This window comes from Metabacillus hrfriensis, assembly GCF_030127205.1.
GTDB lineage: Bacteria > Bacillota > Bacilli > Bacillales > Bacillaceae > Bacillus_P > Bacillus_P dongyingensis.
Window position 1 is genome coordinate 3393237 of record NZ_CP126116.1, and the last position, 21753, is coordinate 3414989.

General features: G+C 39.5%; 23 protein-coding genes and 1 riboswitch. Of the genes, 3 read left to right on the plus strand and 20 right to left on the minus strand.

The window, feature by feature from the left end; genetic code table 11:
- Position 1 precedes the first annotated feature (1 nt).
- The 6 genes from cmk to prsW form a co-directional block, all read right to left on the minus strand.
- Complete coding sequence (gene cmk, locus QLQ22_RS16745; RefSeq protein ID WP_223436329.1) at positions 2-673, minus strand: (d)CMP kinase; 672 nt, start codon at positions 671-673, stop codon at positions 2-4.
- Between the two features lie 86 nt (positions 674-759).
- Entirely contained in the window at positions 760-954 is a 195-nt protein-coding gene (locus QLQ22_RS16750; RefSeq protein WP_223436331.1) for a DUF5359 family protein, read from the minus strand.
- A gap of 52 nt (positions 955-1006) precedes the next feature.
- Positions 1007-1669 carry a flagellar brake protein gene (locus tag QLQ22_RS16755; protein ID WP_223436333.1) on the minus strand — a complete coding sequence of 221 codons (663 nt, stop codon included), beginning with the start codon at positions 1667-1669 and terminating at the stop codon, positions 1007-1009.
- Between the two features lie 150 nt (positions 1670-1819).
- A complete protein-coding gene (gene ypeB, locus QLQ22_RS16760) occupies positions 1820-3163 on the minus strand; it encodes a germination protein YpeB (protein WP_223436335.1) in 1344 nt (447 codons plus the stop codon).
- Between the two features lie 12 nt (positions 3164-3175).
- Complete coding sequence (gene sleB, locus QLQ22_RS16765) at positions 3176-4126, minus strand: spore cortex-lytic enzyme (protein ID WP_423246266.1); 951 nt, start codon at positions 4124-4126, stop codon at positions 3176-3178.
- Between the two features lie 158 nt (positions 4127-4284).
- Entirely contained in the window at positions 4285-4938 is a 654-nt protein-coding gene (gene prsW / locus QLQ22_RS16770; protein ID WP_223436337.1) for a glutamic-type intramembrane protease PrsW, read from the minus strand.
- Between the two features lie 115 nt (positions 4939-5053).
- On the opposite strand from prsW, the gene QLQ22_RS16775 reads away from it, so the two are divergent.
- On the plus strand, positions 5054-6022 hold the full coding sequence (locus QLQ22_RS16775) for an asparaginase (RefSeq protein WP_252207150.1): 969 nt from the start codon (positions 5054-5056) through the stop codon (positions 6020-6022).
- A gap of 106 nt (positions 6023-6128) precedes the next feature.
- Here the strand turns inward: QLQ22_RS16775 and QLQ22_RS16780 are convergent, their stop codons facing one another.
- The 11 genes from QLQ22_RS16780 to QLQ22_RS16830 form a co-directional block, all read right to left on the minus strand.
- Positions 6129-7097: a YpdA family putative bacillithiol disulfide reductase gene (locus QLQ22_RS16780; RefSeq protein WP_223436341.1), complete on the minus strand. Its 969-nt coding sequence runs from the start codon at positions 7095-7097 to the stop codon at positions 6129-6131.
- Between the two features lie 159 nt (positions 7098-7256).
- Entirely contained in the window at positions 7257-8528 is a 1272-nt protein-coding gene (locus QLQ22_RS16785; RefSeq protein WP_223436343.1) for a Glu/Leu/Phe/Val family dehydrogenase, read from the minus strand.
- Between the two features lie 329 nt (positions 8529-8857).
- The gene (locus QLQ22_RS16790) at positions 8858-9454 is read right to left on the minus strand and encodes a genetic competence negative regulator (protein ID WP_223436345.1); all 597 of its coding nucleotides are present in this window, start codon (positions 9452-9454) and stop codon (positions 8858-8860) included.
- Positions 9455-9585: 131 nt separating this feature from the next.
- Complete coding sequence (locus tag QLQ22_RS16795) at positions 9586-10506, minus strand: MerR family transcriptional regulator (RefSeq protein WP_223436346.1); 921 nt, start codon at positions 10504-10506, stop codon at positions 9586-9588.
- A gap of 137 nt (positions 10507-10643) precedes the next feature.
- A complete protein-coding gene (locus QLQ22_RS16800; protein ID WP_252207151.1) occupies positions 10644-11033 on the minus strand; it encodes a hypothetical protein in 390 nt (129 codons plus the stop codon).
- A gap of 41 nt (positions 11034-11074) precedes the next feature.
- Positions 11075-11710, minus strand: a complete 636-nt coding sequence (locus QLQ22_RS16805; protein WP_223436351.1) for a CBS domain-containing protein — start codon at positions 11708-11710, stop codon at positions 11075-11077.
- Between the two features lie 69 nt (positions 11711-11779).
- Positions 11780-12238 carry a DUF2663 family protein gene (locus QLQ22_RS16810; RefSeq protein ID WP_223436353.1) on the minus strand — a complete coding sequence of 153 codons (459 nt, stop codon included), beginning with the start codon at positions 12236-12238 and terminating at the stop codon, positions 11780-11782.
- 110 nt (positions 12239-12348) lie between these two features.
- On the minus strand, positions 12349-13077 hold the full coding sequence (locus QLQ22_RS16815; RefSeq protein WP_284015232.1) for a LysM peptidoglycan-binding domain-containing protein: 729 nt from the start codon (positions 13075-13077) through the stop codon (positions 12349-12351).
- Positions 13070-13666 (minus strand): CPBP family intramembrane glutamic endopeptidase, encoded by a 597-nt coding sequence (locus tag QLQ22_RS16820; RefSeq protein ID WP_223436357.1) that lies wholly within the window; start codon positions 13664-13666, stop codon positions 13070-13072. Before QLQ22_RS16820 ends, QLQ22_RS16815 begins: the two co-directional genes overlap by 8 nt.
- A gap of 4 nt (positions 13667-13670) precedes the next feature.
- Positions 13671-15146, minus strand: coding sequence for a RecQ family ATP-dependent DNA helicase (locus QLQ22_RS16825; protein WP_284015233.1), 1476 nt, complete (start codon positions 15144-15146; stop codon positions 13671-13673).
- Positions 15147-15155: 9 nt separating this feature from the next.
- Entirely contained in the window at positions 15156-16205 is a 1050-nt protein-coding gene (locus QLQ22_RS16830) for a YpbB family protein (protein ID WP_223436361.1), read from the minus strand.
- A gap of 281 nt (positions 16206-16486) precedes the next feature.
- On the opposite strand from QLQ22_RS16830, the gene QLQ22_RS16835 reads away from it, so the two are divergent.
- The gene (locus tag QLQ22_RS16835; protein ID WP_029280187.1) at positions 16487-16735 is read left to right on the plus strand and encodes a ferredoxin; all 249 of its coding nucleotides are present in this window, start codon (positions 16487-16489) and stop codon (positions 16733-16735) included.
- 39 nt (positions 16736-16774) lie between these two features.
- On the opposite strand, the gene QLQ22_RS16840 is transcribed toward QLQ22_RS16835, so the two are convergent.
- Positions 16775-17356, minus strand: a complete 582-nt coding sequence (locus QLQ22_RS16840; protein WP_284015234.1) for an ECF transporter S component — start codon at positions 17354-17356, stop codon at positions 16775-16777.
- Positions 17357-17505: 149 nt separating this feature from the next.
- Positions 17506-17643: riboswitch (FMN riboswitch) on the minus strand.
- Between the two features lie 179 nt (positions 17644-17822).
- Here QLQ22_RS16840 and serA point away from each other — a divergent pair.
- Positions 17823-19397, plus strand: a complete 1575-nt coding sequence (gene serA, locus QLQ22_RS16845) for a phosphoglycerate dehydrogenase (protein WP_223436365.1) — start codon at positions 17823-17825, stop codon at positions 19395-19397.
- A gap of 124 nt (positions 19398-19521) precedes the next feature.
- Here the strand turns inward: serA and QLQ22_RS16850 are convergent, their stop codons facing one another.
- Together QLQ22_RS16850 and QLQ22_RS16855 are read right to left on the minus strand one after the other, a co-directional pair.
- The gene (locus QLQ22_RS16850) at positions 19522-20775 is read right to left on the minus strand and encodes an ATP-binding protein (RefSeq protein WP_284015235.1); all 1254 of its coding nucleotides are present in this window, start codon (positions 20773-20775) and stop codon (positions 19522-19524) included.
- 164 nt (positions 20776-20939) lie between these two features.
- A complete protein-coding gene (locus QLQ22_RS16855; protein ID WP_223436369.1) occupies positions 20940-21752 on the minus strand; it encodes a histidinol-phosphatase in 813 nt (270 codons plus the stop codon).
- Between the last annotated feature and the right edge of the window lies 1 nt (position 21753).

Consider the following 21753-nt stretch of genomic DNA (forward strand, 5'->3'; position numbering starts at 1 on the left):
ATCAAAGCCTCTCTTTGACAATTTTTTTGATTTCTTCCACAACACCTGTAATAGACAGTGACGTGGTATCAATTTCAACAGCATCATCTGCTTTTTTAAGAGGAGCAATGACTCGTTCAGAATCCAGTTTGTCCCTTCTTGCAATATCAAGCTTCAGCTGCTCTAAATCTGATTCAAAGCCTTTTGAAAGATTTTCATCATGACGTCTTTTCGCACGTTCAAGTACAGATGCTCTTAAGAATATCTTCACTTCTGCTTCAGGCAGAACATGAGTGCCGATATCTCTTCCGTCCATGACCACTCTCCCGCCGTTCGCCATGTCTTTTTGTCTTTTGACCATTTCTTCTCTGACAGAAGCATGCTTTGCTACTATTGAAACAGAATTTGTGACTTCATGCGTACGAATTACTTCTGTGACATTTTCCCCATTTACATAAACAAGCTGTCCTTTTCCGCTTGGAATTAGGTCTATTTTTGTATCTGACAGGATTTCTTTCAAAAGCTCTTCGTTTTCTAAATCCGCATGCTCCTGAATTGCTTTATAAGTAAGAGCTCTATACATTGCTCCCGTGTCGATATAAACATATGAATAGTCTTCTGCTAAGATTTTTGCAACTGTGCTTTTGCCTGCTGCTGCAGGTCCATCAATTGCAATAGATATATTTTGTTCCATAGGTCCTCCTTGATAGTTTCCTAGATACGTATTCAGGAATCTTCCTGCTGCACTTGTTAAAATAAGAAATAAAAATAATGCAGGGTCTATTCATCCTGCATAGTTGTCTGTTTAAAGGTTTCAAGCCATTCGCTGATTGTCAGCTTATTCACACCTTCATATTGTACCACACGCGAGATGTGGGGCTGCAGATTTGCATTCGTCAGCGCAGCTTGTGCACAAATTAAAAGAATCAATTGAATGATCACAATCTTGATCACAATCCGTTCAAATCGCATCATACCTGTATCCATCTCCACTTTTTATATCTAGTATGATGCAATTAGAATCTTCTTATTCGGCTAAAACTCCCTTTTTCTTTAAAAGCAGCTGCTGGTCAAAGCAAAACTGCAGCACTTTCTTTCGGTCTGCTTCTGATAGATCAAGAAATTGAAGCGTGGCCATGTCTTTCTTTCCGCTTTTTATGATCCTGATCATTTTCGCTTTGATTTTTGCATATTCAGTTGTTCCTTTTTGAAAAGGCAAAGAAAGCCACGCATGGACCTCTTCATTTTGATTGATTGAGATATGAGGCGGCAGGCTGATTGCAGCACCGCCGGCACTTAAATCAATCGTTGTCGTAACAAACGGCTTAAACATGCCATTTACTGAATGCAGGGCAATATCAATAGCTGTCTCAATCCTGACGTACTCTCTTCTTTGTATTCTTGTCATTTCATGTGCTGCCGGCATTTTAAAGGCAAGCATCGGTATTTTATCTTTGAATCTGCCCAGGACTTCTGTAGGGAAATGATAGGCATTTTGATCATTTCCGACGAAGAAGGCATCTAAATGTGTTCCGTTCAGCAAAAAAGATGGTTTTCCTGTCTTTTCATTAAAGGGGTAATCGGTATATAATACCTGATCCAAAAGATCGACTACTCGGCATTTTAATTTCACACCATCTTCTACTTCTAAAAATAAACGATCCCCAATATTCAGCACATGATCACACACTCTCTATTTCTCTCTACTCTAATATTAAATCACGGAATAAAAAAAAGGAAAAGTCTATTTCATCTTTTCCTTTTTTTATTTAGGTTCTTTTCATTAGATTCATTTTTTCGAAAAATTGGCTTTTCCATTTTCACACTTTTTTCTTTCTTACTAAATTTCCTGATAGATTGGTTCAGAGTTGTCAAGCTTTTCAACTTTTTCTTCCGTTCCATCATTGGCATTTACAAAGATTCTGTAAGTATCATTTTCCATTGTTCCTAAAAACTCATAAGTAAGAACTTCTTCACCAATTTCATTTGTAATGATTGCCAGCCTGTCTTCCTGCACCATTAAATTCGGATTAACAAAGCTTCTTGCTTCTTCTGCACTTATTTTCGCCTGCGGTATTTCGCGTTTGCGGTGTGATGCCAGATAGTCTCTTGCAGAAAAGCCGATTACTTTTCCATCATCAAGAGCCACTTTCATTCTGATCGCATCCGGATAAAGCCTTACATTTTTATAGACTGACACAAATGAGAAAATACCTATGTTTTCAAACTGGGCACTTTCGTATAAAATCAAATCCTCAAACCCCTGATCTTTTAAAAATTTTGCCGCATTATTGGAGGCATCATTTAAACTGATCTTTGGGTCATTTACTTCTCTGTTCTGAAGCAGCCAAATTGGATAGCCGCCTTTTTTTGTAATATCGAGATAGATCTCAGATTTCTTTTTCGGATCGTTTACAGCAACACTGTAAAACTCAAGCGATGATCCTTTTCCATTAGGCGTTACTTTCATATTTCCGGTTGCGCCCGGAACAAACTTTTCTACTATCTTCGGAACTTCTTTTTCAGTAATAACTTTGCCTTTTAAATGGTCAAAGCCTTCTTCCTTCTTTTTCACTGACGTCAAGGAAGGGTCGGAATCTGTCTCTGAATAGGCATTGACATTTTTCTCAACAGTTTTGAATCCATTAATAATGGTGTTATCATCTTTTACATCGCCTGCAGCAAGAGCAAGCTCAACATCCATCCATCTGAGATTATTATCGATAACCATATGCTGTACATTGCGCAATTCTGTTTGTATATCTTCAGATTTGGTATAAAGCTCCTTTAATTTCGCATATTCCTGATCTGATAAAGGCTCTTTATCCAGATCGCGCACGGCTGTGCGGTAGCTGAAATCAGAAATATTTGCTAAAAACTCTTCTGTTTTATTAAAAGGGAGCAGAGTCAGCGGCAGCTGCCCAACATCAGAATGAGCTTCCGAAGTAATTCTCCAAACTTCAACTAGTCCTGGTGACAGCGATTTTTTTGAATTCATAGCAAGAGTGGCGCCAATCTTATCGTGCAGCTGATCAACTTGGTAAGTCAAATCATGGAACGCACGCTGATAGTTATTCTCAGCATGAATCAGCACTGCATTTTTCTCTTGATGCTCTTTGTAGCCCCAATAAGCCGTTCCAACGACTCCAATTGTTAAAACAGCAATCAAAATTCCTCTGATCATTACATTCACCTCTTAGTTGCAGAATATGTGCTTCCCTATCTGTTTAATTTGAGGACGTCCCCAAATCCAGCCGCTTGTTGCAGTATTGGGATTAAAATAATAAGTTGCATTTTCTGTTGGATCCCAGCCATTGATGGCATCCATGACCGCTTTTTTAGCCGTTTCATTCGGAGTCAGCCAAATTTGCCCATCTGCTACAGCTGTAAAGGCTCTTGGCTCGAAAATAACACCAGATACCGTATTAGGGAATGTCGGGCTGTCCACACGGTTTAAAATAACGGCCGCGACTGCAACCTGACCGATATATGGTTCCCCGCGCGCTTCACCATAGACAGCATTCGCCATGAGCTGAATATCATTTTGCGAAAAACCCTCAGGCATATTTACAGCGGTTGTTTTAGCTTTAGCCTGTGATTCAGCTTTCGGCTGTGCCTGCTGTTTCGGCTGCTGTGCCTGCTGTTTCGGCTGCTGCGCCTGCTGTTTCGGCTGCTGCTTTGGCTGTGTCTGTTTAGCCTGTCCTGCTTGCGCCTTGCCTGCACCTTTTTTGCCGTAGGAGGCTCTCATTTTAGCCTTGAATTCTTTAGATGGCGCACTCTGTTTACTTAACGGCACACCGCCATAATGAGTAAAGTCCTTACCGGAGTTAAGCTGTTTATGGACAAAATCCCGATAATATTTTGTAGACTGGGTGAGTTTATTTTTTGTTGACTCTCCCACAAGTCCGTCAATTTCCTTTAGTCCAAATTCATATTGAAAGTTGCGTACCGCCCAATAAGTGCTCCATCCATATACTCCATCAATTGAACCGTTATAATATCCGTTGTACTGCAATCTTGCCTGCAGTTCCACAACATCATCGCCAACAGCGCCTTTTTGAATGACTTGATTCGAAAACGCATGGGCTTTATTTTGATTTAAGAAAGTCATTTGAAAAAAGAGGGCAATAATTAGTGCACCTGCCATCATCCAAATGATACGATTTTTCTGCATGCTGCTGCCTCCTCATGATTAATGGTTTTCCTTACAACGTATTTTTTGTAGTAAATGGCATTTTATACAACCTGATTAAGAAGTTCTCTCCATAAAAAAATAAGCAACCCTTTAAAAGGATTGCTTTTTGCTTATACAGGATGCTTTAACATTCTTGCTTTTTTTGCTTTGTGCAGAGCAAACCACCATAAGAAAAACATAAAAGGCACCATATATAACGGCCAAAGTTCGTGTGAAATCAGAATATAGTCATACAATCCGTGCAAAAGAACCGGCAGCATGAAAGACAGCAAAATCCATTTCTTTTTTTCGGAAATAAGGGAAAACTTTCCTTTCCCCAGATAATACCCCATAATGACACCAAATAGCGCATGACTTGAAACGGGCAATACCGCTCGTCCAATTGCGAATTCAAGTCCATTTCCGATCAAATACAGAATATTTTCCAGGGTAGCAAATCCCAGAGATGATGCCACTCCGTAAACGATGCCGTCATAATGCTCATCAAAATGGGCATGAGGATAGATTGTTACAAATAAAATAAACCATTTAAAAAACTCTTCCAGAAGCCCGCTGGATAAAAAAGCAAGCATCAGCTTTGAGTCAATGACTTTTTCTGCTTCAAGGACATATTGAATAAACATAATAGGAAAAACGAGCAATGCCCCAAAAACAAATGACCGGAAAACCATATAGAACGGCTCTGAATCATACTGGTCTTTTAAATAAAAATAGCTTAAAATGGCTAAACCAGGGGCTATGCCGGCAGATATAATTGCAATCATCCACAGGCCTTCTTTCTTCTAATATCTTCTATTTATTCATGGTATCATGTTATCATATAATTGAAAATGAATCAGATCATACAGAGAAAAAGATTTCAAACATTCGGAGGAACTTATGAAACATATATTTGTCATTCACACAGGCGGAACGATTTCTATGAGTGAGGACGAAACAACAGGGGAAGTCAAACAAGGAGAATCCAATCCCCTGCTCCACAACTTACTGAAATTTAATGATATTATGATTACGGCAAAGGAATTATTTTACCTGCCTTCGCCACATATTACCCCAAAAGAAATGCTTGAATTAAAAGAAACGATTGAAAAAGCCTGCCAGCAAGATAAAATTGACGGGATCGTGATAACTCACGGTACAGACACTCTTGAGGAAACAGCTTATTTCCTCGACCTAACCTTAAATGTTAATATCCCCGTTGTCATTACAGGTGCTATGAGATCAAGCAATGAACTTGGTTCAGACGGCTTATACAATCTAGTATCCTCCATTCAAGTTGCTGCAAGCAAAGAAGCAGCAGAAATGGGAGTGCTAGTTGTCATGAACGATGAGGTACACTCTGCAAAAAATGCTACGAAAACCCATACTAGCAATGTAGCGACGTTTCAGAGTCCGCAATACGGGCCAATCGGCATTGTTAATAAGCGAGGGGTTGCCTTTCATCATAAGCCCATCAACCAAACGTCGCTTGCCGTTGCCTCACTAACGAAACAAGTCCTGCTTTTAAAAGCATATGCCGGCATGGACGAAACAATTTTAAAAGCCATTGAAGAATTAAAACTTGACGGATTGGTCATTGAAGCTCTCGGACAAGGCAACCTTCCACCAAAGATGATGACTTCCTTAAAAAAGTTAATGAGCTTAGGCGTTAAAATTGTGATCGTATCTAGATGCTTCAACGGAATCGTACAGGACGTTTATGCCTATGAAGGCGGCGGAAAAACACTCAAAGACGCAGGCATTATTTTCAGCAACGGCCTAAACGGCCAAAAAGCGAGACTAAAACTGATGATCGCCCTAGAAACAACTCAGAATGCCGGAGAATTGCAGGAGATTTTTTCATATTAAATTAGAAAAGCGGATCCTTCTAAGGAAATTTCGGCAGGCAGTATGTAACCGGCACCTCAAGGATCATCAAAAAAGACATCATCTGCTGCGGTGATGTCTTTTTTCTTTACTTCATTTTCTCTGCAATATGTTTGGCCAATAATCCTCCATGAAAACGTCCATTTTCGATGAAAATTTCATTTGCATTATTTCCTGCCGCAATGACTCCGGCAATATAAATTCCCTCGGCGTTTGTTTCCATAGTTTCTTCAGAAAATGACGGTCTTCCAGATGCGTGATCTATATGAACACCCATTTTAGTTAAAAAAGAATGATCAGGATGGTACCCTGTCATGGCAAATACGAAATCATTTTTGATCGTTTTTTCTTCTGCACAATTCACTTCATATGTAACCGTTTCTTCTGTGATTTGGGTTAAAAGCGATTGAAATTCCATTTTAATCGTACCATTGCGCACAAGCGCATCAAATTCAGGAAGGATCCAGGGCTTCACACTTGGCGAGTATTGAGCACCTCTATAAATAACCGTTACACGCGCACCAGCATGAACCAGTTCAAGCGCTGCATCAACACTTGAATTCTTGCCTCCTACGACGACAACATCCTTATCAAAAAAAGGATGACCTTCTTTAAAGTAATGAAAAACTTTCGGCAATTCTTCTCCTGGGATATTCATGTAATTTGGATGATCGTAATAGCCTGTTGCAATGACGATATACTTGGCACGATACGTGTCCTTTGATGTGCGTACGATAAATTCAGTGCCGTCTTTGACAACTTCTTCTACTTTTTCAAATGCATGAATTTTTAGATCGCTTCTTCTGACAACTTCCCTGTAATAGGAAAGTGCCTGAATGCGGTGGGGCTTTCTATTTTCTGTAATGAAAGGAATTCCGCCTATTTCAAGCTTTTCACTGCTGCTGAAAAATGTTTGATGTGTCGGGTAATGATAAATGGCGTTTACGATATTTCCTTTTTCTATAACAAGAGGCTCAATCCCCTTCTCCTTCAGGGCAATGGCCGCAGCTAACCCGCATGGACCGCCGCCGATAACAATAACATTTTCCTTATTCAAAACGTTCACTCCTGTATAAAAACTTTATATAAATCGCAGATCCTGCCGGCAGCGTCAGACGCATACACCGGAACATGATCCATACTTTTTTATTCCTGTACAAAGAAATCTCCTATCGGTAATGATAGGAGATTTCTTGAATTCATGCAAATATTTGATTTAGATCCAGCCTCTGAAGCGGGATGCTTCTGCCATTTTGCGGACGCCGACCATGTAAGCTGCGAGTCTCATATCTACACGTCGTGTTTGCGCTGCTTCATATATATTATTGAATGATTTAACCATTACTTTTTCAAGCTTTTCATTGACTTCTTCTTCTGACCAGTAATAGCCTTGGTTGTTCTGTACCCATTCAAAATAAGAAACTGTAACGCCACCTGCACTTGCCAGTACGTCCGGTACAAGCAGAATGCCGCGGTCAGTCAGAATCTGGGTTGCTTCAAGCGTAGTCGGACCATTAGCGGCCTCTACCACGATGCTTGCACGGATTAAGTGTGCATTCTCTTCTGTGATTTGATTTTCAATCGCAGCAGGTACTAAAATATCACAATCAAGCTCAAGCAGTTCTTTATTTGTAATCGTATCATTAAATAATTTTGTTACTGTTCCGAAGCTGTCGCGGCGGTCAAGCAAGTAATCAATATCAAGGCCTTGAGGATCATGCAGACCTCCATAAGCATCTGAGATACCAATAATTTTCGCACCTGCATCATGCATGAATTTGGCTAAATAGCTTCCTGCATTGCCAAATCCCTGTACAACAACACGGGCGCCTTTAAGCTCAATCCCTTTTTTCTTGGCAGCTTCATAAATACAGATTGTTACACCCTTTGCTGTAGCTGATTCGCGGCCATGTGAACCTCCAAGCACAAGAGGCTTTCCTGTAATGAATCCAGGAGAATTAAATTCATCTATTCTGCTGTACTCATCCATCATCCAAGCCATAATTTGAGAATTCGTGAATACATCCGGAGCAGGAATGTCTTTAGTCGGTCCGACAATCTGACTGATTGCTCTTACATATCCGCGGCTCAGGCGTTCTAATTCACGGAATGACATATCACGCGGATCACAAATGATACCGCCTTTTCCTCCGCCGTAAGGTAAATCAACAATCCCGCATTTTAAACTCATCCATATTGACAGCGCTTTAACTTCAGTTTCGGTAACACCCGGATGGAAACGAATTCCGCCCTTAGTAGGTCCTACTGCATCATTATGCTGGGCGCGGTAGCCAGTAAAAATCTTGACTGAACCGTCATCCATTCTTACAGGTATTTTTACCGTCATCATTCTAAGCGGTTCTTTTAATAATTCATAAACTTCTTCAGGATATCCTAGTTTCTCTAGGGCTTTATGTATCACCGTTTGTGTTGATTTCAACACATCATGCTTTTCTCGTTTATGATCGGTGCTTTTTTCGGCTACCATTCGAGTAAACCTCCTACTGTCTTTTCAATTGTGTGGAAATGTCCACCTTTCATGACATAGTATACACCTTCAAATGTTTTCTGCAAAGTAGAAAAAGCAGAAATAAAACAAAAACAAGACCTTTTTTGTAAGCGATTTCAATGATGTGGTTCTAATGGATGAAATTGGATAAAATCGGTTGTTTGAAGTAAGAAAATAGAGAATATTTTAAACTATTTGAGAGTTCATTTTATCCTCATCTACCCGTTTTAAATACATATTCAAAGTACAGGGCAAATCTGAATTTCCAATAACAAGACCCGCAGTCATCTATCCTGCGGGCAGCATGGCTATTTTGTATTACTCCAATAGTAATGATGAAGTTTTTCAATTGCACTATCAGGCAATAAGCACTTTCCATATTCATGCAGATAATGAATCGAGATCATGGAAGGATTTCCATATTCAGCAATGATTGAGACTAAGGAATCAACTTCAATTGGCTGATGCTCATCCAGCATGAAGTAAAATCTGTTTTGATGGGAGTATACGGCTCCTTCTTTTATCCCTTGCGAGAAAAGTGCATTTGATAACTGTATGATGTCTTCAAATTCATTGAATTCAAAAATAATATCATAGCTTTGATCAAGTTTCACCTGCATCTCGATGTAATCATCTGCATAATCTTCGTCAATCTCTTCTTCCTCATGGTTTTTAGTCACGATAATGACCATGCCCTGAGCTTGTAGAGAGTATACTTCAACAGCAATTGGCCCGCTTGCTTCAAAACCAAGCTCTTCACTTGCTTCATCCATCATTTCTCTGAAAAGCTGATGTACTTTCAATGAATCTTTCCATAAGTCTTCCTTCGTAAGTCCTCTGTCCATTAGATCGTCTATTGTTAAGAAGATTTTTATCTTGTTATAGTTCAATCGCTCTAGCCGCATCCCTTACCCTCCTGCCGTCAGAACGCCCTTTTCCTTATCATATGAAATGTAGATGGGATGGTTCGTTGATTTTTAACAAGTTTACACTCTCTTAACCCATTAAGACAAGCAAAAGATTTCGAAGGGCTCATTTATACAGATAGGCGTTCTTTAAGCCAATTGTCCCACTGGTTTTTCGTATCCCCGACGAATAATGATTCATAATTTTTCAAGCACTCTCTCGGAGTTTTATTAAATCCGCTGCCCCCAAGACCAATAATTAAATTCCTGTATTTTTGGGACAGCCCATCAACCGTTTCAACTGTTTTTGAAACATTTTCCTGAAGAGTGCAGGAGTAAAATAAAAACTTAGGATTTACTTCCTCAAGGACAATATCAATGTCCCCATCGGCAATGCTCGTCCCAAGATAAATGACTTCAAATCCTTTTCTTCTTAAATAAAGCGTAAATATCAGAAGTCCAAGCTCATGCCATTCCCCTGGTCCGCAAACGGAAACTACTTTCGGGAGCAGCCCGTTCACAGGAAGGGTGTGAAGGATAATCCCGATTCTCGACCGGAGAAATGAGGAGGCAAAATGCTCATGTGCAGAAGTAATTTTGCCATTTTCCCACATGTCTCCAATTTTCACGAGAAGCGTTCCTAAAATGTCAATGAGGACCTTGTCAATTGAAAAAAGACTGAAAGCCTTATTTAATAGTTCGTGCGCTTGATTTTCATCAAAAGAAAGCAAGGCAAAAAGCAGTTCCTCCGTTAAATCCAGAGCATGGTCGGGAGTTTCGGAACTTGCTGACACAGCTATTGGCCCTTCTGATGACAAGTTAGTGTTTTCAAGCAAATTGACTGCCTGACTGATTGTAAAGCCTTTATTCACTTTAGTGATCAGCCATTTTAAAATCTTAATATGTTCTTCTGTATATAAACGGTGACCTGAATCATTCCGAACCGGTGCAATCATATTATAGCGTCTTTCCCAAGCTCTTAATGTCCCTGGTTGGATTCCAAGCATTTTGGAAACTGCCTTAATGTTGTATTTGCCTTCTTGACTAGACATATCTAATCCTCCAATAACAAAAATCACTGTTTTCAAGTATATAGGATTAAACAGCATGTGTAAACTTTGTACAACAAATGAATAATCCGGCTGTTTGCAGCAGTGACAATTTATCATTAGATATGTACACAATTATCTCAAAGTGCTTTTTTCAAAGCGGTTCTTTGAATGTTTGCCGTGGCGAGCCCAAATAAAACTGTAAAAGCTGCTAAAACTAAAGTTTGCCAAAATCCTATTTGAAATAATATATAAAAATTAATAAAAACACAATAACTAATGGCCGCCTCGAGAACATTGCCTTCGTTTCTTATCATTTTATATGTCAGACTGAATGCTGATTTTATAAGAAAAGCGTGCAAGATGAACCCGATTGTAAATAGGATCATAGAAAAAAAAGATTTTGTCGGGTTCAATATCAGCATCATGATGAATTCTGACATCTGAAATGGATGCTGTACAGGTACCCATGTACATGCAAGATAGGCTGATAAGTACCCAATGATTAGAAACGCGGCATGTTTAAACAAAAAAATCCCCCCCTACATTTTTATATGTAGGGAAAGGAGCTTTATTCGTCTTCGTGAATATCGAGAACTCTGAATCCGGACTTTTCAATTCTTTCAATAAATCGCTTGATATTGTCCTTTTTTTCAATTTTCATCACAATTCTTCTGACCATACTTTCGGTTTCATCAAACGTAACAAGGGAAATGATATCTTCATGAAACTGTTTTGCAAGCTCTGTAAGCCTTGCGATCCTGCCCTCCGTTTCAACTGAGGTGAAGGCAATTCTGACTCCTTTTTTATTCATTCCAAATGCACTCTGAAATTGTTCAAGAACATCATATCTCGTGACAATACCCAAGTATTCCTTATCTTCTCCGACTACAGCAATAAGCGGAAAATCTTTTAACCTCAGCAGGGTCTTTTCGAAAATTTCATCACCTTCAAGGAACACATCACGATTGACCGCTATTTCTTCAGCCTTTCTGATTTTTAAGAATTCCTCTTTATCAGCATTTGACTGAAAAAAATGCTCGTATAGGTTATAGCGTGTAATCATCCCTATGTAGGCCGTCCCTTTTAAGACTGGAATTCCATCTATCTTGTGTTTTTCCAGCTTTTCAAGCACCGTCAGCAGCGAATCTTCCGCAGACGCATGAATTGTTCTTGCTTTTGGAATCATTGTACTTTTAACAAACATCGCATCACCCCATTAACGTTTTAGCATACATTCGCTTTCATTTGCTAAAATCCTTTCATACTCTCACAATTACTTGCTTTCAAAATAAAGGTTAATATCAAAATCTTTTTTCATCATGTCATAAACCTCGCCTCTTTTTTTCCAATGATAAGGCTGCGGCCACAGTTCAGAGCTCTTGCGGATAATTTCCGTTCTTAATCCATGATATTCCTTTTCGTATTTTTCTTCTTTTTTCTTATAATAATGAGCGGTTGCATACCCTGCACCAATAGTTAATATGATGAAAAAGTGAAATGCGCTTCCAACTAATTCACCGAGCATATATCCAATATTGCTGTCGTTTGGAACGACAATAAATTGATAAAAGTAGAGGAAAAAGGCCATACCGCCAGTAAGTGTAAACATCTGACATCTAAAACAATTCTTTTTATATCGCTCATATTTTCTTTTTTTATTCAGCACGCTTTGAAGCATTTGTTTAGTCGCTAAATCGGTAGAATCATTCAGCTGCTCTATTTGTTTTTCCACATGCATCACATCTCCTGAGAAAGGTTCTATTCTTATACCAGATTATATGATGTTGTCCATCTTTATATGAAAAGCAAGCATGAAAAAAACGCATGCTCTAATACATGCGTTTACTGTTTAAGCGGTATTTTAAGTACTTGACCTTCATACACACTGTCTCCGCTCAGCTGATTCCATTGCTTAATTATAGCCTCGCCTGAGCGGTCGCGGTAATATTTTACGGAGATTCTGAACAGATTTTCTTCAGGTCCCACTGTGTGTTCTATTACTTTATACTCTTCTTTAGGTTCTGGTTCTGGTTCTGGTTCTGGTTCTGGTTCTGGTTCTGGTTCTGGTTCAGGTTCATTTTTTTGGGGTTCAGGCTGTACAGATGCTTCCTTTTTTTCTGGCTGCTGCTCTTTTTCTGCTGCAATTTTAAGAGGTGCTTCCTCGGCTTGCTTGTTGACATTTGTTTGGGCTGAGCTTATGGACGCTTGCTCAGCTTCATGTGTTTTCTCTTCAGATTCTTCTAAGGACTGTTCATCAGAAGACTGTTCCTGTTCCTCTTCTTCCTCTTCGTCACCGTATTTTATTAAAACATCTTCATAGTCGGAAATATTTTCTCCGTTGACGGTTTTACCCCGGTTGTCGAAATAAGAAATACTGTAGTAAAACACTATTGGAAGCAGAAAAAAGAATAAGGCCAGTAAACTTATAGCGGGATATTTATACTTTGATTTTTTTTTGTCTTTGTTATGAATTTCACTTCGGGATGGATAGCTTCCCGTTCTTGTTTTGTACTCATCTATATTATTTTGTCTTGAGGCACGAGTCGAAGCTGCTTCTTCTTTTTTACTCATTTTTTTCACCTCCGTTAATATACTGCATACGAATTTGAATGGCAAATACCAAATCAATTAAAAAGTGTGCAAAGACTGTCACGAATAAATTTCCTGTCCAGTTATACACAAACCCTAACAGCAAACTGATCAGAATCACCATAATAAACAGCAGCCCTTTTGTTAAATAACGAAAATGCAGAATGGCAAAGATGAAGCTTGCCGTCCAAATGCCGAAATGTGTCTGAATGACCCCTCGAAATAAAAGCTCCTCTGTAAAAGAGATTATTAGGCATAGAAAGAAAATGTGCGGCAAGGAACGGTGCCTGAACATTTTTTCATTGATGCCGCCATCATCATACCATTCTTTTGGCATTGTCCGCATAATGATCCAATCGCCTATCAGCACAATAACAGCAGTGAATCCGCCAATCAGCAGTATTTCTGCCAGTTCAGGGCGCCATATTGCCTGAAAATCAGACAGCCTGTTAAATAACATCATACTTAAAAAGATGGAAATTGTAAGTAGTAAAATTTGAGTAAAATAGAGCTGCTGAAGCAGCTGTCCATCTGTCATTCTTTTTACAAGTTCATTTTGACGCTTAACCATTTTATCACTCGCTCTGGCCAAATATAGCCTTTAATTCTGCCTTCCACTCAAGGAGCTGCAAATGAGTATGCTTCTCTTCCCTTTCTTCGTACTGCAAAAGATCAAGTCCGCACCTGTCACAGCAAATCTCCTGTGTTTGTAAATTCTTTTCCTCAAAGTATTTGAGAATGCCCTGTCTCCTGCATTCTTTTGAAAGCAGCCATTTCATTACGGCATTTAGTTTTCTCTTTTTGAATTTTCGCCTGTCTTCAATTTTTCCCCATATTACATTTAACGATTGTTGTTCATTTCCGGGCAGAGGATAAGAAAGCTTTTCTAAATGATGCAGAATAAACCTTCCCTGAAATTCATTTACACCAGTCCGTTCAAATGCTTCCTCAGCTTCCGTACCTGCTGAGAGAAGATAAAGGGTCTGGTGAAGCTGTTCATATGTTGAAAATTCCGATTCCAGCAGGGCCAGTGGTATTTCCATATCTCCGCTTCCAATAAGAGATATCGCTACACTTGGCAGACCGTCTCTTCCAGCTCTCCCTATTTCCTGAACGTATGATTCCATTTGAGCCGGAAAATGAAAATGGATGACATATCTGACATTTCCTTTATTAACACCCATTCCAAATGCATTTGTACAGCAAACTACTTCTAATTGATCATAAACAAACTGCTGCTGTATAAGGGTCCTTTGCTCTTGCTCCATCCCTGCATGATAGCAGGCTGTATCATGAACGCCTTCCATTTTTAAAAACTGCTCTAGGTTTTCAGTCCATTTTCTGCTTGAGCAGTATATAATCCCTGGCCCTTTCAGCTTTTTAACCAGCTCAGAAACTCTTTTCATTTTATTTTCAAGCGAATGACATTCCTCAATCATAATTGCTATATTGCTGCGATTAACTGATTGAATATGCATTTTCGCGTTCTTCATCTGCAGAGAACTCTCAATATCCTTAAGTACTTCAGGAGTCGCAGTTGCTGTCAGGGCTATGCACGGTGCCTGGCCAAGTTTTCCTCTTAACTCACCGAGCTTTGAGTAATCCGTTCTGAAATCATGGCCCCATTGTGAAATGCAGTGAGCTTCATCAACAACAAATAAAGATAGGTTAATGTTACGAAGTGCAGAAGCAACGGCTTCTGACTGCAGAATTTCTGGGGATGCAAAAATATATTTGTATTGATTCAGGTTAAGCAATGCTTTTTGCCTTTCCATATAAGAGAGAGCACCGTTTAAGCCAATAACCCTTTTTTCTCCGCGCATTCGAATTTGCTGGATCTGATCTTCCATTAGTGAAAGAAGCGGGGAAATGATCAGAACCGTTCCTTCCAGAATGTACGCAGGCAGCTGATAGCACAGTGATTTCCCTCCTCCAGTCGGAAGCAGGGCTATTGTATCATTGCCGGCTATAAGGTCAATGATGATGTTTTCCTGACCAGTTCGAAAGGTATCATGGCCGAAATGGCGCTTTAATGCTTCTTGAACGTTCATGACTTCCCCCTAAAGACGCGTAAAAGCGAGCCTGATCTGAAAATATGAATAACGGTCTTTCAGTGCTTCTTTTACAATTCTCAGCTGATGCGTGTTTAATTCTTCAATCTTACTAGCAATAACCTGCAGACAATCATCCGCTAAAAACATGGATAAATCAAATGAAGAGTCATTCAATGAAATCTCCACGATATGATCTTCAATCGTGCTTTGTTTTAAATGCCGGATTCTTGCAATGTCCTCTAATGATTTTCCCAGATGGATCAGCTGCAGCGTTTTTGAGGTAGATTCAGTAAGAGGGTGAATTCTTGAAAGGTCTTGTACAATCGAGTACAAAAGCGGATATTGCTGTGTTTTCAGGCTGCATTCTTCAAGTACACGATGAATGAGGTTCCAAAACAAGATTTTTATGTACTCTGTATCTTCTTTAAATTTTTCGCCCAGCTGTTCGTACGTCAAACCAATGCGCTGATTTGAAGTCAATTGATAAACCCAAATCGCTGCCTCCCGATCTGAAAAGCGCTGAAGATGACTGAGCATTTCATGATATAGAGCATCTGACAGCTCCGTTTTATTCATAGCTGACCTTTTTAAAAATTGCTTAACCCACCGCTGCACTTTTTCATCTTTTGTTACAGGCAAATATGTTGTACTGCCTGCTATTGAGTGGGACAGAACTTGTGTCATCAGCATGAGCCTCTTCCAGAAAAGAAAACCGTTTGATGCATAGATTGATCCATTCAAACTTTCGGGAACAGGCTTATTGACCAGTACTGATTCAAGGAGCGTTTCAGCTTTATTTGTTAATACATGAGTATCTTTATCTGAATAACTTAAGTACCCTTCTTTTGTGAGAAAGTGCACAGCTGCATCAAAATCTTTTCTCTTTAAACCCGGATACATGCCGAATAAATTTGAAAGGTGAAACAGCTTGCTGTCCTGGATAGTCTGGGAGGATTTTTTTCCTTTTAACAAATGGAAAACGGCTGATGATGAGCGTTCCCCGCCAAATTTCTTCAGGCAATCTAAATAGATAATATCTAAATAATTTTGAGTCATCCACATCACCTTACACTTTTTGACACGTTTCGATACATGCTTCTATTGTAACAGATTCCATCTGAAAATTGGCGTTTAAAGTTGCCTGGAAAGGGTATCTTAAATACTAGAAAGCCTTGTGTGATAAGCATTCTCAATGTACTTTCCTATTGAAAAGTTTCGAAAACAGTTTTACAATGTATAAATATAAAGAGGTACTCACCTGATTTTTCAGTATTAAGCTGACAAATGAATGAATGTACCATATCATAGAGAGTGACCATTTCAGAGGAGGTTTTTTTATGGCAAAGTATACAATCGTTGACAAAGATACTTGCATTGCTTGCGGTGCATGTGGAGCAGCAGCACCAGACATTTATGATTATGATGATGAGGGTATTGCATTTGTAACCCTTGATGATAACCAGGGAATTGTCGAAGTACCTGAAATCTTAGAGGAAGACATGATGGACGCTTATGAAGGCTGCCCGACTGATTCCATTAAAATTGCAGATGAGTCTTTTGACGGCGACGCTTTAAAGTTTGAATAGTAAATAAAAAACCCTCTGCAATTGCAGAGGGTTTTTTATTTAAGCAGCACGTTTATAGTCAGATTGTGCATGAACCCATGTTTTCAGCTTGGCGAAGATCGCCATAAACACGAATCCCATGACAATTCCTTTGATTAAGTTAAAAGGCAGAATTCCTCCAGCAATAAGTGCGCGCAATTCTGGCGCTGCCATTGCCGGGGCATTTAGGAACCAGGTGTATGCCGGTATGAACAGGTAATAATTTAACACGCTCATGGCTAAGGCCATTACGATTGTGCCGATTGAAAGTCCAATTGCAAGGCCTCTCATTGAATTCATTTTACGGTACATATAGGAAGCAGGCAGAATATATAAAACACCTGCGACAAAATTAGCCAGCTGGCCAACAGGAACTCCTGTTGCATTCCCCATGATAATGTAATGAAGAATATTTTTAATCGCTTCAACCATAATTCCTGCTGCAGGCCCAAACAGAATAGCTGCAATTATGGCCGGAACATCTCCGAAATCAAGCTCTAAAAAGCTTGAAAATCCAATTGGAAAATTAAAAATCATTAAAACAAACCCTACACTTGCAAGCATTGCGATTGATACTTGCTTTTTCACCTTACTTTGCTGCATCTTTCTCTCTCCTTTTTCGATCCATCCGGAAAGAAAGGAAACGTCCTGTTTTTCCCTGAAAAAATAAAACCCTTTGCGCATTGTACACAAAGGGAGCATTTAAGCAAGGTCAAATAAACGGTTAAAATTCGCATTTTAAACGCCAGAACCTCCATCTTCTCCCATCCAGACTATACTGTCGGCTCTGGAATCTCACCAGATCCTGCCAAACTTCTCACGGCTCGCGGGCTAAAAACATTTGTTTCATTACCGCCGGTCGGGAATTACACCCTGCCCCGAAGATAGATCATATTATTTTGTATTCGAGATAAGTATACTGCAACTATTTTATTTTGTGAATATAAATGCTTCATCATTCTTTTTCCAATAATAGTCTTTACCCTTTTAACGCTTTACCGTTATTGACATAATACTCTTAATATGATAAATTATCTGATATTTAGCAGAAGTGCTTAGGGGGATAAATATGTATCGAATTCTAGTTTCAGATTCAATGAGTGCAGATGGACTTCAGCCTATGCTTGCAGCAGAAAATGTAGAGGTTGTTCAGAAAAAAGCGTCTGAGGCAGCAGACGAGCTGCATACTTTTCACGCTTTGCTTGTCAGAAGTGCCACTAAAGTGACGGATGAGTTAATAGGTAAAATGCCTTCTCTTAAAATAATCGCAAGAGCCGGCGTTGGAATCGATAACATCGATCTTGATGCAGCGACTAAACATGGCGTTGTCGTCATTAATGCACCAGACGGAAATACGATATCTACAGCTGAGCATACATTTGCTATGATGACTTCCCTTCTCCGCCATATTCCGCAGGCGAATGTTTCGGTTAAATCTAATGAATGGAATCGTACAGCATATGTAGGAACTGAGCTTTACGGCAAGACATTGGGTATTGTCGGTCTCGGCAGAATCGGAACAGAAATTGCCAAACGCGCGCAGGCGTTTGGAGTAAATGTGCTTGTATTTGACCCATTTCTAACACGTGACCGCGCAGCAAAAATATCAGTAAAAAGCGCGAGTCTTGATGAACTTCTCGAGCAGGCAGATATCATAACGGTTCACACCCCTCTCACAAAAGAAACACGCGGACTTATTGGAGCAAAATCATTGCCTAAGACTAAAAAAGGCGTTTATTTGCTCAACTGTGCACGAGGCGGGATTATCGATGAAGAAGCCGTCATCCCGTTTTTAGAGAACGGCCATATTGCAGGATTAGCGCTAGATGTATTTGAAATAGAACCTCCTGTTAATCACCCGCTGTTGAAATATGACAATGTGATTGCAACTCCGCATTTAGGAGCTTCTACCAAGGAAGCGCAGCTAAACGTTGCAGCCCAGGTCGCTCAGGATGTTCTTCATTTTCTTGACGGCAAAATGGTGACTACATCCGTCAACCTGCCTACATTAACAAAAGAAGTATTTGAAAAAATTCAGCCTTTTTACAAGCTTGCCAAGAAAATGGGAAACGTTGTATCACAGTGTATGAAAGAGCCTGTGAATGACATATCTATAAAATATGAAGGATCAGTAGCTGAGCTTGAAACTTCATTTATTACAAAAAGCTTGATTGCAGGGTTCTTAACTCCCCGTGTTGCATCGAATGTAAATGAAGTAAACGCAGGAATGATTGCAAAAGAACGCGGGATCAGCTTCAGTGAAAAAATCACTTCAAATCAGTCTGGGTATGCAAATTGCATCACTGTTGCCATTCATGGAGATCAAACGACCTTTGAAATAAAAGGCACGCACATTCCTCATTACGGTGAGCGAATTGTCGGCATTAATTCTTTCAATATCGACTTTTATCCATCAGGACATCTTATTTATATTCAGCACACCGATAAGCCTGGGGTCATTGGACGCGTAGGACGGATTTTAGGTGACCATGAAGTAAATATTGCAACCATGCAAGTAGGACGAAAAAATGCAGGCGGAGAAGCCATCATGATGCTCTCATTCGACCGTTCATTAGACGAATCCCTGCTGACAACTTTATCTGAAATTGATGATATCGTTTCTATTAGAGCGATTGAATTATGAAATGCGGAACCGACTGCTTAGATCCGGCAGACAGATAGGGACTAGGCAATAGAGCAAGACAAAATGAAGTACGGACCCGCCTTTTTCAAAAAAAACAGAGAGCAGGCTGCCTGCTCTCTGTTTTTTATGCTCTTTTCATTGGAATTTCAATATCAACGGAAGTCCCTTCTCCAACCTTGCTGTGAAAAGAAATTTTACCGTTATGTGATTCAATGATTCTGTAGCTTACAGTCAGTCCCAGCCCTGTTCCTTTCTCTTTTACGGAGTAGAAAGGTTCACCAAGTCTTTTAAGTCTTTCTTCCTCCATGCCCTCACCATCGTCTGCAATAATAACGAGAGCATGTTCCTTGTATTGGCTGACTTTTATCTCAATGGCTGTAGAACCGGCTTCAATCGAATTCTTGATGACATTAATAAATACCTGTTTAAGCTGATTAGGCTCACAATCTATATCCGGCAGGCCGATTGCATGCCTAAATTTAATATTGACATTGTACATATTTGCCTGTGATTCTAATAAAGAAATGACATTGCACAGAAGCTGGTTCAAATTTGTCTTTTTAAAATGGATGTTCTGCGGCTTGGCCAGAACAAGGAGCTCGCCGACTATCTCATTGATCCTGTCAAGCTCGCTTTCCATGATTTCATAATACGTTTTATTTACACTGTCATTTTTATTCATAAGCTGAACAAAACCCTTTAAGGAAGTCAGAGGATTTCTTATTTCGTGAGCTACGCTTGCAGCAAGTCCGCCGACAACACTTAATTTTTCAGCCTTTTGCAGACGGTCTTCCGCTTCTTTCATTTGGGTAATATCGCGTCCGATTACGACTAGCGCCTTCCTGCTTTCGTCTTCGTTAAACAGTGGCACCTTGATCGTATCAAACGTTTTAAAGCTGCCATCCGGCAATGAGATAATCTCTTCACTTCGGCTGACAGCTCCGCCCTGCCATGTGATCTCGTCAGACTTTTCGCAATAAAGCAGTGCCTCTTTATAAAAGTCAGTGTACTCAGCAAGCTCCCTGTCTGTTTTTCCTTTATAGTCGACACCCTGAAGCTGAAATAAATTCAAACCAAACGTATTCACTTCAATCCAGCGGCCTTGTCCATCTTTGAAATTCACAAAATCCACCATGGAATTGATAAGAGACAAAAGCTTTTCTTTCTCACGTTCTAGTTCCTTAAACTGTTCATTTTTATTAATCAGGTAATAGATGAAAATACTTGTTGCTACTATAAATGCGATAGCTTTTAATTTTGAAATTAGAATAAACGTATAAACATCGTAGTCAAAAAATGCAACTAGATGATCGGTCCCAAAAACCCAGATAATACTGATCAAAATATATATATAAAGAACTTTTTTCATATTCGACATGAGTATCTCCCGCAAAATGATATATAGACTTTCATTTTACTACTATTATTGACTAAATAGATAGGAGACGATTGAATTTTATCTATTCAGAAAAGAAAGTGAAAATAATTTTTTACACACTAAAAAACAGTGCTATTTCAAATGAAATAACACTGTTCACTCGATTATTTAAGAGGCACTTCTTTTCGTTCCCCTTTTTGGAACGTCATTAATGAAGAATAGCCGACTTTTTCTGCAAGGGCAATGGCCTGGTCATAATCCGCACCTACGTCACCTGGTATATGAGCGTCAGAAGAAAGGACGATTGGAATGTTTTTCTGGAAACAAAGCGATAGAAGCCTCTCATCCGGATACAGCTCCCCAACAGGTTTTCTTAAGCCGGCTGTGCTGATCTCAACACAGGTTTTCGAAGAGGCAAGGGCATCTGTTGCCCGTTCATACTGCTTCATTAAAAATTCTTCATCGCCTGGCACATATTTAAAAATCTTTACTAAATCTAGATGACCCACAATATCAAATAAATTGGACTGTGCAAGAGTTACGACCTGATCGAAGTATTTTTCATACACTTCATTCACATCACGCCTGTCCCATTCATGTAGAAATTCTTTTAAGTCAATGCCAAAGTCATCAACCCAGTGGATTGAACCTATTACATAATCAAAATCATATGTATCAATGAACCTTTTCATCTCGGCATGCTTTCCTGGCGTATAGTCCATCTCAATAGACATTTTCACATCAATTCCATGATTCCAGGCCTCTTTAAAGAGATCAACATAGTCCTTCATATCATAGTATCGTCTTTCTTCAACCCATGGATTGCTGAGTATATCTTTAGTCTGATAAAAATGATAGGCATGCTCTGAGATTCCAAAATGCTGAATGCCTTTTTTTGCAGCTTCATCTGTGAATTGCTTCAAATATTCAAGTGTCAGGCTGCCTCGTTCTAAATGATTGTGATAGTCTGTGCGCATC

Excerpts from the sequence above, each read along its gene's own strand:
- cmk (WP_223436329.1), bottom strand. The coding sequence starts at position 673 with ATGGAACAAAATATATCTATTGCAATTGATGGACCTGCAGCAGCAGGC.
- QLQ22_RS16750 (WP_223436331.1), bottom strand. The coding sequence starts at position 954 with ATGATGCGATTTGAACGGATTGTGATCAAGATTGTGATCATTCAATTG.
- ypeB (WP_223436335.1), bottom strand. The coding sequence starts at position 3,163 with ATGATCAGAGGAATTTTGATTGCTGTTTTAACAATTGGAGTCGTTGGA.
- sleB (WP_423246266.1), bottom strand. The coding sequence starts at position 4,126 with ATGGCAGGTGCACTAATTATTGCCCTCTTTTTTCAAATGACTTTCTTA.
- prsW (WP_223436337.1), bottom strand. The coding sequence starts at position 4,938 with ATGATTGCAATTATATCTGCCGGCATAGCCCCTGGTTTAGCCATTTTA.
- QLQ22_RS16775 (WP_252207150.1), top strand. The coding sequence starts at position 5,054 with ATGAAACATATATTTGTCATTCACACAGGCGGAACGATTTCTATGAGT.
- QLQ22_RS16785 (WP_223436343.1), bottom strand. The coding sequence starts at position 8,528 with ATGGTAGCCGAAAAAAGCACCGATCATAAACGAGAAAAGCATGATGTG.
- QLQ22_RS16790 (WP_223436345.1), bottom strand. The coding sequence starts at position 9,454 with ATGCGGCTAGAGCGATTGAACTATAACAAGATAAAAATCTTCTTAACA.
- QLQ22_RS16795 (WP_223436346.1), bottom strand. The coding sequence starts at position 10,506 with ATGTCTAGTCAAGAAGGCAAATACAACATTAAGGCAGTTTCCAAAATG.
- QLQ22_RS16805 (WP_223436351.1), bottom strand. The coding sequence starts at position 11,710 with ATGTTTGTTAAAAGTACAATGATTCCAAAAGCAAGAACAATTCATGCG.
- QLQ22_RS16815 (WP_284015232.1), bottom strand. The coding sequence starts at position 13,077 with ATGAGTAAAAAAGAAGAAGCAGCTTCGACTCGTGCCTCAAGACAAAAT.
- QLQ22_RS16820 (WP_223436357.1), bottom strand. The coding sequence starts at position 13,666 with ATGGTTAAGCGTCAAAATGAACTTGTAAAAAGAATGACAGATGGACAG.
- QLQ22_RS16825 (WP_284015233.1), bottom strand. The coding sequence starts at position 15,146 with ATGAACGTTCAAGAAGCATTAAAGCGCCATTTCGGCCATGATACCTTT.
- QLQ22_RS16830 (WP_223436361.1), bottom strand. The coding sequence starts at position 16,205 with ATGACTCAAAATTATTTAGATATTATCTATTTAGATTGCCTGAAGAAA.
- QLQ22_RS16835 (WP_029280187.1), top strand. The coding sequence starts at position 16,487 with ATGGCAAAGTATACAATCGTTGACAAAGATACTTGCATTGCTTGCGGT.
- QLQ22_RS16840 (WP_284015234.1), bottom strand. The coding sequence starts at position 17,356 with ATGCAGCAAAGTAAGGTGAAAAAGCAAGTATCAATCGCAATGCTTGCA.
- serA (WP_223436365.1), top strand. The coding sequence starts at position 17,823 with ATGTATCGAATTCTAGTTTCAGATTCAATGAGTGCAGATGGACTTCAG.
- QLQ22_RS16850 (WP_284015235.1), bottom strand. The coding sequence starts at position 20,775 with ATGTCGAATATGAAAAAAGTTCTTTATATATATATTTTGATCAGTATT.
- QLQ22_RS16855 (WP_223436369.1), bottom strand. The coding sequence starts at position 21,752 with ATGCGCACAGACTATCACAATCATTTAGAACGAGGCAGCCTGACACTT.